At 54.6% G+C, this 16,453-nt stretch carries 16 protein-coding genes and 1 pseudogene; 10 read left to right on the top strand and 7 right to left on the bottom strand.

The window, feature by feature from the left end:
- Window positions 1-50: 50 nt before the first annotated feature.
- The 3 genes from O3297_RS09085 to O3297_RS09075 are packed head-to-tail and all read left to right on the top strand — an operon-like array spanning window position 51 to window position 1,419.
- Window positions 51-380, top strand: coding sequence for a hypothetical protein (locus O3297_RS09085; RefSeq protein ID WP_227742029.1), 330 nt, complete (start codon window positions 51-53; stop codon window positions 378-380).
- Entirely contained in the window at window positions 377-901 is a 525-nt protein-coding gene (locus tag O3297_RS09080) for a glycoside hydrolase family 19 protein (RefSeq protein WP_305048448.1), read from the top strand. The genes O3297_RS09085 and O3297_RS09080 overlap by 4 nt, the downstream gene beginning before the upstream one ends.
- Window positions 898-1,419 carry a hypothetical protein gene (locus tag O3297_RS09075; RefSeq protein WP_305048447.1) on the top strand — a complete coding sequence of 174 codons (522 nt, stop codon included), beginning with the start codon at window positions 898-900 and terminating at the stop codon, window positions 1,417-1,419. The genes O3297_RS09080 and O3297_RS09075 overlap by 4 nt, the downstream gene beginning before the upstream one ends.
- Before the next feature lie 475 nt (window positions 1,420-1,894).
- Here the strand turns inward: O3297_RS09075 and O3297_RS09070 are convergent, their stop codons facing one another.
- Complete coding sequence (locus O3297_RS09070) at window positions 1,895-2,281, bottom strand: hypothetical protein (protein ID WP_305048446.1); 387 nt, start codon at window positions 2,279-2,281, stop codon at window positions 1,895-1,897.
- A gap of 211 nt (window positions 2,282-2,492) precedes the next feature.
- Between O3297_RS09070 and O3297_RS09065 the strand changes: the two genes are divergently transcribed.
- The 5 genes from O3297_RS09065 to O3297_RS09045 all read left to right on the top strand — a co-directional run bounded on the left by O3297_RS09065 (window position 2,493) and on the right by O3297_RS09045 (window position 6,178).
- On the top strand, window positions 2,493-3,380 hold the full coding sequence (locus O3297_RS09065; protein ID WP_305048445.1) for a hypothetical protein: 888 nt from the start codon (window positions 2,493-2,495) through the stop codon (window positions 3,378-3,380).
- A 23-nt stretch (window positions 3,381-3,403) separates the two neighbouring features.
- A complete protein-coding gene (locus O3297_RS09060) occupies window positions 3,404-3,997 on the top strand; it encodes a hypothetical protein (RefSeq protein ID WP_305048444.1) in 594 nt (197 codons plus the stop codon).
- A gap of 113 nt (window positions 3,998-4,110) precedes the next feature.
- On the top strand, window positions 4,111-4,332 hold the full coding sequence (locus tag O3297_RS09055) for a hypothetical protein (protein WP_305048443.1): 222 nt from the start codon (window positions 4,111-4,113) through the stop codon (window positions 4,330-4,332).
- A 69-nt stretch (window positions 4,333-4,401) separates the two neighbouring features.
- Window positions 4,402-4,875, top strand: a complete 474-nt coding sequence (locus tag O3297_RS09050; RefSeq protein WP_305048442.1) for a LexA family transcriptional regulator — start codon at window positions 4,402-4,404, stop codon at window positions 4,873-4,875.
- A gap of 1 nt (window position 4,876) precedes the next feature.
- Window positions 4,877-6,178 (top strand): Y-family DNA polymerase, encoded by a 1,302-nt coding sequence (locus O3297_RS09045; protein WP_305048441.1) that lies wholly within the window; start codon window positions 4,877-4,879, stop codon window positions 6,176-6,178.
- A gap of 317 nt (window positions 6,179-6,495) precedes the next feature.
- Here the strand turns inward: O3297_RS09045 and O3297_RS09040 are convergent, their stop codons facing one another.
- The 6 genes and pseudogenes from O3297_RS09040 to O3297_RS09015 form a co-directional block, all read right to left on the bottom strand.
- A complete protein-coding gene (locus O3297_RS09040; RefSeq protein ID WP_305048440.1) occupies window positions 6,496-6,681 on the bottom strand; it encodes a hypothetical protein in 186 nt (61 codons plus the stop codon).
- A gap of 762 nt (window positions 6,682-7,443) precedes the next feature.
- Window positions 7,444-8,475, bottom strand: a complete 1,032-nt coding sequence (locus O3297_RS09035) for a ComEC/Rec2 family competence protein (protein WP_305048439.1) — start codon at window positions 8,473-8,475, stop codon at window positions 7,444-7,446.
- Window positions 8,472-11,033: a hypothetical protein gene (locus O3297_RS09030; RefSeq protein ID WP_305048438.1), complete on the bottom strand. Its 2,562-nt coding sequence runs from the start codon at window positions 11,031-11,033 to the stop codon at window positions 8,472-8,474. The genes O3297_RS09035 and O3297_RS09030 overlap by 4 nt, the downstream gene beginning before the upstream one ends.
- A gap of 175 nt (window positions 11,034-11,208) precedes the next feature.
- A protein-coding gene (locus O3297_RS09025) for an IS3 family transposase (protein WP_305049632.1) occupies window positions 11,209-12,371 on the bottom strand; the annotation gives its coding sequence in 2 pieces (ribosomal slippage) (window positions 11,209-12,116 and window positions 12,116-12,371; 1,164 coding nt in all).
- Window positions 12,372-12,556: 185 nt separating this feature from the next.
- Window positions 12,557-12,886, bottom strand: a pseudogene (locus tag O3297_RS09020) (LysR family transcriptional regulator); the annotation flags it as partial.
- A complete protein-coding gene (locus O3297_RS09015; protein WP_305048437.1) occupies window positions 12,879-14,414 on the bottom strand; it encodes an MFS transporter in 1,536 nt (511 codons plus the stop codon). The pseudogene O3297_RS09020 and the gene O3297_RS09015, both read right to left, overlap by 8 nt.
- A 192-nt stretch (window positions 14,415-14,606) precedes the next feature.
- Here O3297_RS09015 and O3297_RS09010 point away from each other — a divergent pair, with 192 nt between their 5' ends.
- Window positions 14,607-15,506, top strand: a complete 900-nt coding sequence (locus tag O3297_RS09010; RefSeq protein WP_305048436.1) for a LysR family transcriptional regulator — start codon at window positions 14,607-14,609, stop codon at window positions 15,504-15,506.
- Between the two features lie 341 nt (window positions 15,507-15,847).
- The gene (locus O3297_RS09005; RefSeq protein ID WP_305049631.1) at window positions 15,848-16,312 is read left to right on the top strand and encodes an H-NS family nucleoid-associated regulatory protein; all 465 of its coding nucleotides are present in this window, start codon (window positions 15,848-15,850) and stop codon (window positions 16,310-16,312) included.
- The last annotated feature ends 141 nt before the right edge of the window (window positions 16,313-16,453 follow it).

The following is a 16,453-nucleotide window of genomic DNA, read 5'->3' as shown; positions in this document are numbered from 1 at the left end:
GTATCCCGGTTCTGGCCGGCGCTGCCGCAACCTCACTGGGATTCATGTTTATGTGGCCAAAAACTGCCAAGGAAGCGGGCGTGCGCTTCTTCGTCACCATTCTGTTTTCCGCCCTGATGGGGCCGGCCCTGGTCGTGGTCGTGCGCAACTGGATGCCAGGCTTGTTCGACAGCGCGCGCGCCGTCGCCGTGCTGTACGGCAGCGACCCGGCGCTGGGCTTCCTGTTCATCGCCGCGCCGCTGATGGTGGCCGCCGGCTTGCCCGCCTGGTGGGTGCTGGGCGCCACGGTGCGCTGGTTCGACAAGCGCCGCGACAAGGACATCGGCGAGCTGGCGCGCGATGCGGCCGCCGTCGTCAAGGACGTGCGGGGTGGCCTGTGAGCGCCGTCACGCTGGCCCAGCTGCTGGCGATCATGCCGCTGGCTCGCACGCGCGCGGTAGCCTTCTTGGCGCCGCTGAATGCGGCCATGGTGGAATTCGGGATCACGACCCCGGCACGCCAGGCTTCCTTCCTGTCCCAGGTGGGGCACGAGTCCGGCCAGCTGCGCTATGTGCGCGAGCTGGCCAGCGGCCATGCCTACGAGGGGCGCGTCGACCTGGGCAACACACAGCGCGGCGACGGCGTGCGCTTCCGTGGGCGCGGCTTGCTGCAGGTGACTGGCCGCGCCAACTACGCCGCCTGTGGCAAGGCGCTGGGCCTGGATCTGCTGGCTCAGCCTGAGTTGCTGGAGCAGACCGTCAACGCCTGCCGCTCGGCCGGCTGGTTCTGGCAGACGAGGGGCCTGAATGCCCTGGCTGACGCTGGCGACCAGGAACGGGTGACGCGGCGTATCAACGGTGGCGTGAACGGCCTGGCCGAGCGTCTGGCCTTGTACCGGGAAGCGCGCAAGGTGCTGGCGTGATCACGCTGGCCAAGCTGGCGGGCAAGGTGCCGGGGTGGTTGTACGGTGCTTTGCTGGTGTGCGTGCTGGCCGGTGCCGGCATGCTGTACCAGCGTGCGCAGGGGGGCGCCCAGGGCCGAGCAGTCGTGCAGACGCTGTGGAATGCCGACAAGCAAATCCGCTCGGCAGCGGAAACGAGGGCGGCAGCGCAGCGCGCCGCCGAGAATCTGGCGCAAGCCAGGCAACAGGCAGCCAAAGTGGCAGCCATTAAGAAAGTCTACGATGATGAAATCAACGATGTGCGCGCTCGCCTTGCTACTGCTGAGCGCATGCGCAAGCCCGCCTTCTGTGCAAGTGCTGGACCTGCCGCCCCGACCGGTGCCAGTGGCGCCGAAGGAAGCGCTGCAGCCGATCCCGCCAGCGGGTTACTTCCTGACGCGGTGGCGCGAGATATTCGAGCCCTGATCCTGCAAACGGAGGAGGTGGCTGCGACGGGGAGGGCATGTCAGGCGTTTGTTTTAGCGCAACAGAGAAAATAGGGTATTTAGCGAAAAGCGGGTCACATTGAGTATTGGAGAGAATGTTGCAATGTCACATTGATAGTATGTTGCTATGGCTTTAGTCAGGAGGGCAAATGAATTATGTCATGGGTTTATGCTCTAGAGCAGCTTTGGCATTGTTGTTAATAGTATGTGTGCATGACTCCTTATCCTATTGGGTTCCCACCATTCAATACTTATTGAGAAATTACTGAATGGTGGCGCAGGATTGGCTGCGCAGCTGAGCTTAAGAAGCGGAATTTGAAGCGCTTACCAAGGGTTGTGTTCCGCGAGAAGAAAAAATAGAGCGTTGATTGTCGCTGCATCAACAGCGGCAATCAGCCTCGTCTCACCGGCCATGCCAGTGAACCAAGTAGGCTCATGCTACTTTGGGAACGGTAATTCGACTCTAACATTGAGCGGATTACACTTGGAATTTCTGCCTCAGTTGTGTTTGAAGATTGGGCTATTTATGTTAGTGATTTCGAATTTTCAAGATTGCTTCATTTTTTTCATTGGCCATGAAGTTCTTCATTTCTTGTATGAAATTCTCAATTTCAAAAAAGTCTGTTAAGGCATGCATCTTTAAATGGTTTGATACATAGCTATCGGGAATTTTTGTATGACTCGTTTCCACATAAATTGAAAGATAAACCTCATCCGGTTTTTTTGTGTGGAATCTGAAGTATGCTGCGCCTCCCGCATATTCATGACCAAATTCACCGAATTGAAAATTAGAAATTCCAAAATTTGAATGCGAGGAATAAGTTTCAATTTTTTTAATGAATTCAAGGATTTTATCTTCAGATACGTACATCTCAGTATCGATCATCGCTGAAGTGGATTCGATCCGGATACTCATTTCGAACTCGTCTCTGTTAGATGAGTTTGCAGAAAATATAATGGCGCCCATTCGTTAGTCCTTGATTAAATCTTTAATTGTACATGAATTTTATTTTTTTGAAAATAATTTTATTTCATATTTTTTGCTTGGGCGTGACATTTTGATAGTTTTTAAAAATATAAATTGATGTAATATTTATTGATGTTTTATATTTGTATTGAGGTGTGAGATGACTAAGCGTGGAATTTTTTTGTCTATTTTCTTTGTAATTTCAATAATTGTTTTATTTTTTTATGTGTATGAAGATGGAGATGGGGCGGTGAGTAAAAATACTCCAGCAGAAAATGGCGGAATTTTGGAAGGAGAGCGACGAGTTGGCAAGAGTGTTAGTGCATTAAATTTTGAGGGTGCAAATAGTAAATGTAATGTGGGTACTGATAAGAAATTAATTTCCGATGGTGGAGTGAAGAGCATTAAGGAAATAAACTCATCTGTTGATGGTTTATTGGAAAAAAATTCTTCAAATATTACTGAGATAGTTAAAAATGCTCGGGCTGGAGAGGCTGTTTCGTCCATAGCGCTATTTAGAATCGTAGCTACATGTTATTCAATAAAAAATAATCAGAAAATCAATTCATCCACTCAAGATTGTGCCGACGTGGATTTGGATTTGGTTTCAGATAGGTTCGGGATATTGGAGAGGGCAGCAAATAAGGGTTCGTTGGAGGCTAAATTGATTTATGCGATGAATGCTAGTTCATTGTCAAAATTTTATTCTAGATTGGCAACGAATGAGGCAGTTATTTATGCTGATGGAATTCTTAAAAAATCAGAAATTTTTGGGCGTGAGGCTGCTGAAGGGGGATTTGTTGAGGCATATTTATTTATGTCTAGAGCCTATTCGAACGGTCTATTCGGTGTTAGAGATCCGCAATTGGCATATGCCTTTGCGTTACCTATGGCGAATGGTGAAATTGACGATGTGGAGCGCAGATATATTACTTCATTGGGATCAAAATTGTCATTATCAGAGAAGGAGGGTGCAGAGAAAATAGCTTTTGGATGTAAGGAAGAGAAAGAACCCATGATTTTTCAAAATCCCTTTAAAATGAATTAATTTAAATATGATTGGTTTTAAATATGTTTAAAAAATATGCCTTATATTTGTGTTTTTCCCTCACTGTACTTTCTTCGTCGCTTTTGTCAAATTCATCATACGCCACTGATGGCGTTGTGTTGGTCGAAGGGCATGTTGAATGTACAGGGGTTTATTCGCAGCGTTGTGGGTGGGGGGATTTTAGTGGAAATGAGGGAGGGAATGAAAATGGTGGAGGTGGTGGTGGCGGTAGTGGGGGCGGTGGGGGCGGTGGATTTGGCAGTGGAAATGTTAACGATGGTACAATAGGTACCGCGATGGATAATAATCGGTTTGTTCCTGGTTGTTTAGACGAGAGTTATGTGATCGCGGACGTTATTGCTACAGTTAACTTAACGGGTATGCCGGTTGGAACCTATGTCCCATTAGACCTCAAAGATAAGTTATATGACAATGGTGAGTGGGAAAAGTGGGAATATAATAGAATTTCAGATAGTTGGAAGAAGCCTGATCCGTATACTATCCAAAAAAGAATTAGAGTTCATTATATGATTAATAGGGCTACTGGCGCTATTGCTCAAGTTAAGTTGAAAAATTCATATCAAAGTGGTTGTGAAGGTGTAGTAAAGACGGGTTAATTTTTATGGTTTTGCGGTTGGCTTATTTAAGTCGGCCGCTATCTTAAATGTTCCGGATATTAAACGGCTGTCGTTGTCGATGCTGACAATCAACGCCGACGGCCCATCCGTTGATGCAGCGCTTCCACAAGCCTGACGATGAAAAGCGCATGGTGATTATCCTGGATCCGGATCAGTACCAAGGTTGGCTGGACGGATCGCTGGTGTCGGTGGAGGAGGTTTATCAACAGTATCCCGCCGACCTGCTCGTCGCTCAGCCCGATCCTTTGCCCCCTCGGACAAGAGCGAAACCAGCGGCGAAGGCTGAAGCTGCGCCGCCAGACTCACTTTTCTAGAAACAATTTTATACTTCCTGTTTCTTGCTTCGGTCGATATACTGTATAAAAACACAGTATCGGCCAGCCATGAATGCAACATTAATATTTACTCAACCAAGCCAGCCCGGTGTATCGCAGGTGCCATTGCCGCTTGCGCAGTACCCAATCCCCAGTGCGCGGCCGGAAATTTCCCATCGGATATCCGCCGGCTTTCCGTCGCCGGCTGCCGACTATACCGAGGATGGCCTGGACCTGAATGCGCTGCTGGTGCAGCACAAGGCCGCGTCGTTCTTCTTCACGGTCGAGGGCGATTCTATGCGCGACGCGGGCATACTGGATGGCGACAAGGTGGTGGTCGACCGCTCTGTGGCGCCCCTGCACGGTCACATTGTCATTGCCGTCATCAATGCCGAATACACCCTCAAGCGCCTGTATTGCCAGCGGGGCAGGGTAGAGCTGCGTCCGGACAACCCGGCGTACAAATCGATTTGCCTGGCCGAAGGGAGCGAGCTGCAGATATGGGGCGTGGTGACGGGTGTTGTGCGAAAGCTACGGGTGTGACATGGGCGACCCGACCAAGCAGATTTTTGCGCTTGTCGACGTCAACAATATGTACGTCAGCTGCGAGCGCGCTTTCAACCCTCGCTTGCGCGACCGCCCGGTGGTGGTCCTTTCAAACAACGATGGCTGCGCCGTGGCCAGGTCGAACGAGGTCAAAGCCCTGGGCGTGCCGATGGGCGCGCCCTGGTTTCAGATGCGGGACCTGGCACGCCAGCATGGAATAGTTGGCTTATCGTCAAACTATACCTTGTACGCGGACATGAGCAACCGCATCATGACCATCCTGCGGAGCTACAGCCCCAATGTTGAGGTCTATTCGATCGATGAGTCGTTCCTCAGCCTGAACGGTCTGGGCGGCCTATGGGATTCGCCGACAGCCATGGGGCAGGATATCCGCGCCAAGGTGGCCCAGTGGACCAGCCTGCCTGTTTGTGTCGGCGTAGGCCAGTCGAAGACCCTGGCCAAGCTGGCCAACCACGTCGCAAAGAAATTTCCTCTGTTCGATAGCGTGGCCGACTTCACGACCATGTCGGATGCCCGCACCGCTTGGTTGCTGCAGCGCATCGACGTCGGGGAGGTGTGGGGCGTCGGCCGGCGCATCGGCGCCAAGCTGCGTGCCATGGGCATCAACACGGTGCAGGATTTGAAGGATGCACCACCCAGCACCATGCGCGCGCACTTCGGCGTCGTGCTCGAGCGCACGTGCAATGAGCTGCGCGGTGTTTCCTGCCTGGAGCTGGAAGAGGTGGCGCCGCCGCGCAAGGAGATTGTGTCGTCGCGCTCCTTCGGCAGCATGGTCATGACGGCGGCAGAGCTGGGCGAATCGCTATCCACCTATGCCGCGCGCGCCGGCGAGAAGCTGCGTGGCCAACATTCCGTGTGCGGCGCCGTCCACGTTTTTGTGCAAACGAACAGGTTCCGTGATCAGGACGCCCAATACTCCAACGGCATCACCATCCCCTTGGTCGAGCCAAGCGCCGATAACCGCGTGCTGGCCGGCGCCGCACTGCACGGCCTGGCCATGATCTATCGGGAGGGGTTCAAGTACAAGAAGGCCGGGATCATGCTGATGGATCTGCAGCCGGATACGCAGCGCCAGGGCGTCTTATTTGATGCGGGGCGAGACCGGGCGCGATCGGTGGCGGCCATGGCGGCCTTGGATGCGCTGAATGAGCGATTCGGCCGGGACACTGTGCACCTGGGATCGGCGGGCCTGGTCAGGCGCTGGGCAATGTTGTCGGAAAACCGCACGCCGCGGTACACCACGAACTGGCTTGAGCTGCCGAAGGTGAGGGCGCAATAGCGTCCACAGTTCTGGATTGGCGTTATTTAATTGAAAAATTGGTAAAGGTGAAGGGGTATGAGCAAGCATCGAAAACCGCTAAGTAGTGCGGAGTTGACGGAAATCCGGATAAGAAGCGACTCGCCAGATATTCGCGCGTTGCTATGGGAAATTCATCGCCTGAGACAGGTGGCAGGAAAGGCGGACCAGTTAGATCGTAGCCTCGGGCCGCGTGTCGGTGCTTTGGGGCTTATCCGCGCGGAACTACGAGTGCTGCTCGATGACGAGCCGTGCATCGTGGAAATGCCGCGTATTGACCTGAGCACGAGGTAGTAGCGTTAACGAACCCAGATCGCGCACATAGCGCCTGACGATGCCCAGCCGATCACATGCTGGGCCTGGTCGACCAATACGATGACCTTGCAGCCTGCCGCCTCGCTCCCGTAATTTAGTTGCAAGTACTCGTCCTGGTGCTGGTAACTGGCGGGCGTGCCGTAGCGGACGGCGAGGGCGAAGCTGTTCATGCCGACTACATCAACGCGCTCGCTTGGGCTCGGTGTAGTGCATGAGCACAATGCCAAAACTACAATCCCCTTCGGCATAAGATTCATATGCGATACCTCGCCTCGTGCGTAGTAACCTAAAGGCAACATACACTTTTATCGTGAGCGCAGTGCTGCGCAAACGCATAGGCGGGACTTCGACATTTCTGGCGAGGTCGGCAAAGTGGGTGTAATTCCGGGTGTAATCGGGTGCAATTCAGCGCCATTTAATGATGGCCAGTAGAAAATTCCCCCTATGAGAGCACTGCAAAAACGAGCTGGCAATGGCATTCACACTGCAGGGGTCGCAAGTTCGAAACTTGCACTTCCCACCAAGAATTCGTTTGATATCAAAGGCTTACACTGATCTAGTGTAGGCCTTTTTTGTTTGGTACGAAAAAAGTATGAAAAATCCGCTTCGGACGCGCCTGGACGAGGCCGGACAACGGACAATACAATTACTGGATAAGCGCGCAGAGGGATACTTCTCATCTGGGCGTTAAGCGGTCTGTATGTTGCTTCCCGGTACCGGACTTCAATTGCTTGGCAGCGAAGTGTGTATCCCCATGACGCCAAAAAATACCGGAAAATCCGCATTCTGGGTTAGTGCCGTTCAGTTAACGTTTTGTTTCGACATTCGAACACTGTAACGTCGAGGCGATGTCTACCTGCTCGATCCTATTGTCGATCTGGCATTCACCCAATCTTACTAGGCCGCATGTTCAACTTACGACACGTGCATGCCTAGACAATTACGCGTACATAAGGGACATCAGTGTTCGGGTAAACGGTTGAGTAAACTGGCCATAGCGCGGGGCGATTTCGCCATCGGTTGGTCCACATGTTGGCGTAGTTGAAAATAAGCTCGGGATTATAAATGGACGCGATCACGCGCGCGATTGCAATCTGATCGGGGTGAGAATGGATTTTCCCGTTTGTACTGAAAGCGAATCGCTTGCATTGTATTCTGCTCAGGAGGCTCGTAGAAGTATTTGCTTGGCTACCATGGTGCGATATTTTCAACAGGTCGATCTGCAACTTGCGTCCAGGCCAGGATTTCTCCAGTGCCTCGCAGATCACATCAGCATGAGCATCGCCAGATAGCAGAATGCGCTTTTCTCCGTAGTTCAACAAGAGAGCAATACTGCTGGCATTTGATGCGGATTGATCCGCAGGCGTTCTTTTCTCGAGCAGGCTAGCGTGAGATGGCGGTGGCCAGCTGTCATGTCGCCCTAGGCGATCACGCGGCCCGGCTTTCTCGTCATTGAGCATGCAGACGCCGCCGCGCTTAGCCAAGGCGGTCAACTCCTTCCGTGAGGGCGATAAAATTTCGACGGTAACACCACCCCTCAGCGAGATTTTGTTCGCCCAATTTGAGCAAACGGCGTTTCCGTGAAACTCCTTATTCCACGGAAGCTGCTGCTCCACGATCAGGCGAGCGAGCGTGTCACTATGCTGTGGGCCAAGCATGTCTTGAGGTACAAGGTGCTTATTGCCGTTAAACCAGATGTCGTTGATGATGAGCCAGTCTGGAGCTTGCTCCAAAAGCGCGATGATGCCACCTATGTGATCATAGTCATAATGGGTTACCACAATCGCTTCAAGTGTCAAGATGCCATTGGTGCGCGCTGCGGCGAGAACATCCATCAGGTTCCTTAATGACGAGGCGGGCCCCCCATCAATGAGCAGATGTCGGACGGTATCGTGCCCATAGCTCACCAGCATTGCGTCACCATGTTCGGCTTGGAGCAGCTTGATATCGAAATCCCCTGTCATGCTGACGGCTCTCCCAAGTAGACGTCGGCATCGCCGAAGGCAACCAGTACCATCCCGAACGCGTTATCTTTCGCCAGAAATTCGCGGCGCATACGGTTAATCAGTTCACCGATTGTGATTGACGCATGATCGCTCGCGGCGGCAAGCAATTTTGTAGTCAGATCGGCAGCAGCGATGTTAGCGAACCGCCCAAGGACGCTTGTGAGGGCCCCAATCACGACCTTGGCCCCGCCGCGCAATAATATGGCCGGCAATCCTGTACTAGCGCTGAATCCAATGGCGGAATTGCAACCAATCACGATGATAATTGGGCCGGAATTTCCGACATGTGGACGACCAATGGCACCCAGTCCAAGTTTTTTCTTGTCGCCAATATACAAGTGTTTATTGTCAATATGCGGCACTAGTACGAGAAGCCTAGGGTTCAATGCAATTATGCTTTGCTCCCATTCCTCCCAACTGTGGCGGCGCCAGCCCTTGATCAACGCCTCCACATCCGCGTTACGGGTGATAGAGAACGTTGATGGAACTTCATTGTTCTCAAACTCGTCTGCGCTGTCGGAGGCCGCAAAAAGCGCGCGTCGCAGATCAGAAATTCGATCCCGGCGTGCAAGATCGGTCGCTTGTTTTAACCAGAGTTTTTTGTCCATATTGCGGTCCCAGGTGCGTCGTTCAATGACTGCGGTAACACCCGCGAAACCCATCGGGCAGAGCTGTTGGCGTGCAGCTCTGATCTCGCAATTAGGCACGGCCACGCCGGAAGTAAGGCAAGCCGCACGATTTGAACATAGGTGTGCGTCCTCGTTGTTGGGCAGTACGCCCTCGTACAGGTACTCGAGAGGGAAGTGCTCGTTGGTCGGAGTTGTAAGCTGCACGCGCCTCATCGTTGTTGGCCAGTTGGGCGCGAAGTCCTTCAATGCATCCAACATAATTTTGCCGGAATTTGCTAGGTTGTATAGTGATAAATTGAACGGAGCTTCCGGCTCGAGGCATGTGGCAAGTTGGGCCAGAAGATCATCCCTTACTTTCATCATATCCTGATATTCACAATCACCCAGATGTATGCCTTCGTCGGTCAAGATGGTTGCGCTGGGCTCGCCGTCCATCCCATCTTGAATCACCAGTGAGACATCAAACTCGTTCTTGTTGTGCTCGACCGACGAATTCAATGCTTCGACAAAGAACTCAATCGCAGTGCCGGCGTGGCCGCGCATTCTGGCCGTCTGCAGAACACATGTGCGTTCGCTGACGACGAAGGATAAATCGATCATACGATCAGACGGTATCGTGTAAAGGAAAACCGCCGGGGTCGATGCGCCCGACCGTGGTAAGAGTATGGGAACGGAAATTGGTTTCGCTCCGGCTTCAATCAGGTGCACTTGCAGCACTTTTTGATCTCCAGTCCAATCTAGGTTTTGTTCTGGAAAGACTGGAGTGGCGAGCTTCAAGGGTGTGACGGGTTGGATACGGATATGGATAGCGACCACGCCAATCAGAGGAAACGTCGTAATAGGTAGCCCGCTATGTTCGACCCGCGCGTCGATTACCCTAACGGAAGGTAGGGAGGACTCCATCCTTACCGCTTCGATTTCCAGATTTGGTGGTCGTTGAGTGCGGGGTCTCGCTTGCTTGGAAATCTTGGCTGAGTTGAGAGGGGATGTACTATTTTGCTGTTCTGCCTGTGTCGTAGATCTCGTCGCGCTCGGGAAGAAGGTGCGGTTGGAATGAACCATAAAGGCTTGGGTGGAAGCGAGGAAGATTGCATGTCGCTCTACCAATTTGTTTGCCTCGGCCATTGCTTGGTCGATGGGTAACTGTGCCGCGATCCCCGCCCCGAACGTTTCAAGCCAGCGTTCGACGTTGGGCTGGTCCGAGCGAAGAAATATGGCACATTGCGCTCCAGTAGACGCGCGTATCGTATCGATATGCGGTATAACGGCTGCGCGGGACCGATCAAGAACGATCAATAGTTCGCTTGAAAAAGGTTGCTGAAGGAAGTCTGCAAGGGTGGCTACGGCAATGGTCGCCGGTCGAGTAGATACACTCCAACGCGCTGTGGGGAGGGATTTGATCAGTGAGCCTGTCGTTTCAGCCAGAATTGCCGATGAGGTAATGCAAACGCCCTGCTTGGTCGACGCGGCTGGGCGGCGAGAACGACGATCGGCTGGCCATTCGCTAAAGATGCGCTCGCGGGCGAACGCGCGACCCAAGTCGTCCGCAATGTCATGCATGGATAGCGTGGCATCCCAAGAGCATACGTTACGTAATATCTTAATGCGTAGGTCACCACCGCGACGCGCGATTACCGTCTTGAATGCATTTGCCACCTCTAGCGCAACATCGAGGCTAAGCCATTCTGACGCCTCAAGCACTGCTGGATCACCACCCCATTCGACTACGCCCGACACTGTAACCGCATTCCGCATAATCATCGAAGCTGCGCTGGGATGATGCCACCATGTCCAATTACCCTGCGCTAAAAGAATCCCAAGCCCTGCACGGATCGCAGGCCCTTGCCCGGCGTCCTCGCCCAACCAATCGCTGTCATTGTTGATCATTTACCATCCACTTGCCAAAGATGGTTGATATTTTAGCACTGAAATTAAAATTTACTCATGGAAATGTTTTATCTCTGGATAGAGCGTAGAAACGGGCATCATGCAGGCATGGGAAATTGGTTTCTCGAAGCGGAGTATGTGGCGTGTTTGTTTTGAATTCCAGTGGGTGTAGTGGTCAACCCATCCCGGACACTACGTTAAGTTTTTCTTCGGCGACGGCCGGTGCCAGTCCCTGGTTGAACTGATGTGGCCGTATCCAGTTATACCGGTGCATCAGGTAGTGGCTAATATCCCGTTGTGCTTCCTGTGCCGTCATGTAACCAGTTGACGGCAGCCATTCAGTTTTGAAGCTGCGGAACAACCGCTCCATCGGGGAGTTATCCCAACAATTTCCCCGACGGCTCATACTCTGTCGTATCCGATAGCGCCACAAGCGCTGACGGAATTTTCGACTGGCGTACTGGCTACCTTGATCCGAATGAAACAGCAGCCTCTGCGGTCGACCCCGCTGCTCGTAAGCCATTTCCAGCGCTTGCACAACAAGGTCGGCATCGGGTCGTAGCGAGAATGCCCAGCCCACCGCTCGGCGAGCAAATAAATCCAACACCACAGCCAGGTAATACCATCGGCCTTGCGCCCAGACATAGGTGATGTCCCCGCACCAGACCTGATTTGGCGCCTCCACTGTGAATTCACGGTTGAGGTGGTTCGGAATATCGACCCGTTCCACCGTAGCCTGCTTATAGGCATGGCTGCCAGGCTGTTTGCAGACCAGCCCTAGCTCTTCCATCAAACGACTGACTTTGAAGCTGCCAATTGCCGTGCCTTCCTCGCGCATCATGGCCATGATGCTGCGGCTTCCCGCCGAACTGCGACTCTCGACGAACAGCTCGTGCACGCGGCCACGCAATGCCATGCGCTCAACATCAATGTGCCGGGCGCGCTCCCGATGCGCATACAGGCATGACCGCGCTACGTCGAACACCGCGCAGATCAACTCGATTGATTCGTCACCACAAATCTGATCGATTACCTCGTACGTTCTATCCCTTCCGACATCAAGAGCGCGGTAGCCTTTTTTAAAATGGACTTCTCCCGCTCGAGACGCTCAATACGTGCTTCGAGTTCCTGTATTCGCTGCTGATCTGGCGTCATTGCCTTGCTCTGCGGCGTGATGCCTTGCCGCTCCAACTGCAGCTGCTGCACCCAGCGGCGCAGCAGCGATTCGCCGATGCCGACCGACCGGCTTGCCTCTATGTGGCTATATCCTTGATCCAGTACCAGCATTGCCGCCTGTTGTTTGAACTCCGGGGAAAACGTACGTCTCTGCTTGCTCATCAAACACCTCTCCATGGCGAGCATTCTCGCCTAAATCAGTGTCCGGGTACATTAAACCACTACACAGGCAGCCACGCGATTGCACACCAGGAATCTGGCAGAACACCCAGGACCTAACACGATCCATCGGTTTCTCATCTTTCAAGGACTATGGGGCAGGAGAGTCTAAGCTACTGGTGGCAATTCAAGCGCGACGGCGTGATGCCGTCGGACAACGCGATGCGCAACTGGCCGTGGAAGCCGTTTGCCGCTGCTTTCACGCTATCGCGTGCCTGCTGCAAGGCGGCGAAGACGCGCGGCACATGATCGAGGAACAGTTTGCCCGCGCGAGTCAGCCGTGTGCTGCGCGTGGTGCGGGCGAGAAGCACAACACGCAGTTCTTCTCCCAGCTCCTGTATGGCGCGCGACAGCGGAGATTGCTCGATGTGTAGCCACTCGGCGGCGCCGGCGAGGTGTCGTTCTTCAGCGACGGCCAGGAAGTAACGTAAATGTCTTAATTCCTTGCGATCAGTCATGCCGTCTTACCCTGCCCAACAGCAGGAGCACCAGGATCGCCGTCGCTGCCGCAGCGCCCGCAAGGACAAGAAGCTGAAAACGGAATGCGTCTTCGTATACCTGCAACAGCAGCGGCCGTCCGGCCGTCGGCAAATGCACCAGGGCATTCGGTAGATCGCTCATCGCCAACCGGCTCGATGCTTCGACCAGGTCGGCATTCGCCATTTGCCCTGATGTGCCATTCGGCACTGAAGCCACCAGTCCAGAGAAAATGTTGGCGGACATCAGGGCCCCCACGGCGGCGATGGCCATTCCATCGCCGGCCAGGCGTACCGCATTGAAGATTCCGGCCGCCATGCCCGCCCGTTCCTTGGGAACAACGCTCACGGCCAAACCATCCATCAACCCCCAAGGCAGGCCGATGCCGATGCCAATCACCAGCATCGCCAGCAAACGCGCGCTTTGCGCATCGCCGGATAGCGTCAAGCCCAAGCAGGCAAGTCCGGCTGCCGCAATGGCGAGGCCAATGCCAGAGAGCACGCCAACGTTGATCCAGCGCGCCAGCAGGCCGGCAATGAAGGGTACCACTAGCAGCGGCGCGGACAATGCAATCATCATCTGCCCGGCTGCCAGTGCGCTGTATCCTTCGACCCCGATGAATCGGGCTGGCAGCATGACCAGCAGCACGATGTACGCATAGGCCGGCGCAATCGCCAGCACCTGCACTCCGACGAACCGGGCATTGACGAACAGAGACAGGTCGAGCATGGGCTTGGTCTGCCGGCGTTCGATGACGACAAAGGCGGCCAGCAACATGAGGGCGCTCGCCAGGCAAGCCAGGACCCAGGCATGGCTCCAACCTCGCTCGGGGGCAAGAATGATGCCGTAGGTCAGCAGGGCCAGACCGGAGGTAAAGCTGATGGCGCCGGGCCAGTCCAGTCCCGTGGCGTCGGGAGCGCGCGTCTCGCGGGCAAATGGTGCAATGAGTGCGGATGCCAGCATGGCGACGAGCGCCGGCAGAAAGAACACCCATTGCCATCCCAGGGTGTCGATCAGCAGGCCAGCCATAAATGGGCCGAATGCCGCTCCAGCACCGAAAGTCGTACCGATCAGGCTGAATACGCGCGTGCGGGCGTGTCCATCGAACTCTTGTGTCAGCGCAGCCATCGCGCCCGCAAAGGCTGCAGCCGCGCCCAGGCCTTGGATGAGTCGCAGGATGTCGATCCAGAACACGGACGGCATGAAGGGAATCGCCGCCGTTATCAAGGCGAACAACAGCATCCCAGACAGCCAGACCCGCTTGCGCCCATAGGTATCGGCCAGGCTGCCTGCGGCCAGTGTCGCACTGCCGTAGGTCAGGATGTAGGCGTTGATGATCCAGGTTAGCTCGACCGCGCTGCCGCCAAGTGCCTGATTGATCGAGGGAACGACCACAGCGGGGCTGGCAATGCTCAACGGAATGACCGCAGCGGTCAGGCAGCCGGTCACGATCAGCGGGCTCTTATGAACCCTCGCGTCCGACGCAGATGCGATGGTGGTGGTACTCATCGGGTATCCCTTAAAGATGGTGAGTCACTCCTGGCTTCCTCCGAGAGTGACTCACGCTCTCGGATTCATGGTTGTGGCGGCAATGCCGCGACGGCCCTGCTGTATAACTGAGGATACAATGGAACTATTCATGGAAAAATAGTGCAGATATCATGATTAACATGACTGAATGGTCATCAATTGGAAGGTGGAATGGATAGCCACAGCGGCATGACGATCTTTGTGCAGGTCGCCGAATTGCGCAGCTTCGCGGCAGCGGGACAGCGGTTGGGTATCTCCGCGTCGGCGGTCAGCAAGGGAGTAGCACGGCTGGAGCAGAGGTTTGGCGTGCGCCTGTTCCAGCGCAGTACTCGCAGCGTGAGCCTCACAGCGGAAGGCGCGCTGTTCCTCGACCGTTGCCGGCGTATCCTTTCCGAGATTGCGGCGGCCGAGAATGAACTGGCCAGCACGACGACAAGCCCGCAAGGCCGACTTCGGGTGAGCCTGCCGCTGGTCAGCGGATTGATGTGGCCAGTGTTGTCGGCCTTTGCCAGCCACTATCCGCAGATCGAACTCGACCTGGATTTCAGCGACCGGCTGGTGGACGTCGTGGACGAAGGTTTCGATGCGGTAGTGCGCACGGGAGACTTGAGCGATTCCCGCCTGATGAGCAAGCGCCTGGGGGTCAGCTGCTTTGTCTGCGTGGGCGCGCCACGCTATTTTGAGCGGTACGGTACGCCCGAACGGCCCGAGGACATCGCCCGGCACGCTTGCCTGCTGCATCGCATCCCAAGCACCGGCCTGCTGGAAAAATGGCGCCTGCGGCGCGGCGACGAGGACGTCGACATGCGCCCCGCGGCAAGCATGACGAGCAATCACCTCGAGACCCTGCGGCATATGGCCATCCAGGGCCACGGCATTGCCTACCTGCCGGATTTCGCGGTCAGGCCGGCCCTGGATCGCGGAGAGCTGGTGACGGTGCTGGACGAATGGGCCGGTTCGTCCAGTACCTTTTGGCTATTGTGGCCGTCTAATCGGCAAGTGTTGCCCAGAGTCCGGGCGTTCGTTGATTTCATGGCTGAACATCTGTTTCCGGTGGGATCATTCAGATGATTGAAAGACCGCCTTGCCGCCCGATCTCCCACGACACGCCACCGCCACGCACCGTCGCGGCGATCTTGCGCTTCTTTAAGGCTGCTGCATGAAGAAGATCCTTCATTCAACAGTAGAGCGCCTTGCATGCGCTACTGGTGGCGATTCAAAGGCCGGCTTTTGCTAAAACGCGGCAGGAGTCTCAGCAGGGCAGGGGAGGTAGACAGGCCAGACCCGATCTCGTCGTTGGACCAGGCAGCTACAAGATTGCACACATGGTGCTTCGCAGGCCACCCAAGCCCCAGACACAATCCATCGGTTCTTCATCTTTCAAGAACTATGGATCAGGAGAGTCTAAGCGACTGGTGACAATTCAGCTACCATTGAGAGAGATAGCCAGGCGTTTGGGTATCTCCAGAAACACCGTCCGGCGCTACCTGCGCTCAGAAACCATAGAGCCAGCCTACGCTGAGCGGCGCTCCAGCCGCGCCATCGACAAATACGCGTTCCAACTTTCAGCGTTCCTCAAGACTGAGGCGGCTAAGTCACGCAAGCAGCGGCGCACGCTGAAGCAGATCCATGAGGACTTGAAGGAATTGGGGTTCGAGGGGTCTTACGACAGGGTCGCGGCGTTCGCGAGGGTGTGGCGGGAGGGGCAAACTGAGAGGGTCAATCCTGCCAGCAAACGAACAGAGAAGAAAGCAGTAGCTGCTCTATATCGCAACCCTGACAATCAAGAACAGCAATGGAGCGGTCGAGGCCGCCAACCGCTGTGGGTCAAGTCTTGGCTGGAGAAACATCAATCGCTTGATGGCGTGCGTATTTAGTCTGCATGGCTTGTTGCATGAGACAACCTAGAACTTATTGAGCCTAGGGTACGTAATTGGTGTTTGTAAGCCGTTAGAAGTCTAGAGTGACTCTCAATCAATCCGTTGAATGCTAATCTCAACATGATTGAGTCATCTGGA

It is taken from the genome of Janthinobacterium sp. SUN128 (assembly GCF_030587275.1).
In the GTDB taxonomy this organism is placed as follows: domain Bacteria; phylum Pseudomonadota; class Gammaproteobacteria; order Burkholderiales; family Burkholderiaceae_D; genus Janthinobacterium; species Janthinobacterium lividum.
The sequence above is the reverse complement of the archived record's forward strand: the minus strand, read 5'-3'. Positions and strand labels throughout refer to the sequence as shown.

Bases quoted from the DNA above. Each gene is read 5' to 3' on its own strand.
- O3297_RS09035 (WP_305048439.1), bottom strand. From the start codon at position 8,475: ATGACAGGGGATTTCGATATCAAGCTGCTCCAAGCCGAACATGGTGAC.
- O3297_RS09060 (WP_305048444.1), top strand. From the start codon at position 3,404: ATGTTTAAAAAATATGCCTTATATTTGTGTTTTTCCCTCACTGTACTT.
- O3297_RS09010 (WP_305048436.1), top strand. From the start codon at position 14,607: ATGGATAGCCACAGCGGCATGACGATCTTTGTGCAGGTCGCCGAATTG.
- O3297_RS09040 (WP_305048440.1), bottom strand. From the start codon at position 6,681: ATGAACAGCTTCGCCCTCGCCGTCCGCTACGGCACGCCCGCCAGTTAC.
- O3297_RS09030 (WP_305048438.1), bottom strand. From the start codon at position 11,033: ATGATCAACAATGACAGCGATTGGTTGGGCGAGGACGCCGGGCAAGGG.
- O3297_RS09050 (WP_305048442.1), top strand. From the start codon at position 4,402: ATGAATGCAACATTAATATTTACTCAACCAAGCCAGCCCGGTGTATCG.
- O3297_RS09070 (WP_305048446.1), bottom strand. From the start codon at position 2,281: ATGAGTATCCGGATCGAATCCACTTCAGCGATGATCGATACTGAGATG.
- O3297_RS09045 (WP_305048441.1), top strand. From the start codon at position 4,877: ATGGGCGACCCGACCAAGCAGATTTTTGCGCTTGTCGACGTCAACAAT.
- O3297_RS09055 (WP_305048443.1), top strand. From the start codon at position 4,111: ATGCAGCGCTTCCACAAGCCTGACGATGAAAAGCGCATGGTGATTATC.
- O3297_RS09015 (WP_305048437.1), bottom strand. From the start codon at position 14,414: ATGAGTACCACCACCATCGCATCTGCGTCGGACGCGAGGGTTCATAAG.
- O3297_RS09085 (WP_227742029.1), top strand. From the start codon at position 51: ATGTGGCCAAAAACTGCCAAGGAAGCGGGCGTGCGCTTCTTCGTCACC.
- O3297_RS09065 (WP_305048445.1), top strand. From the start codon at position 2,493: ATGACTAAGCGTGGAATTTTTTTGTCTATTTTCTTTGTAATTTCAATA.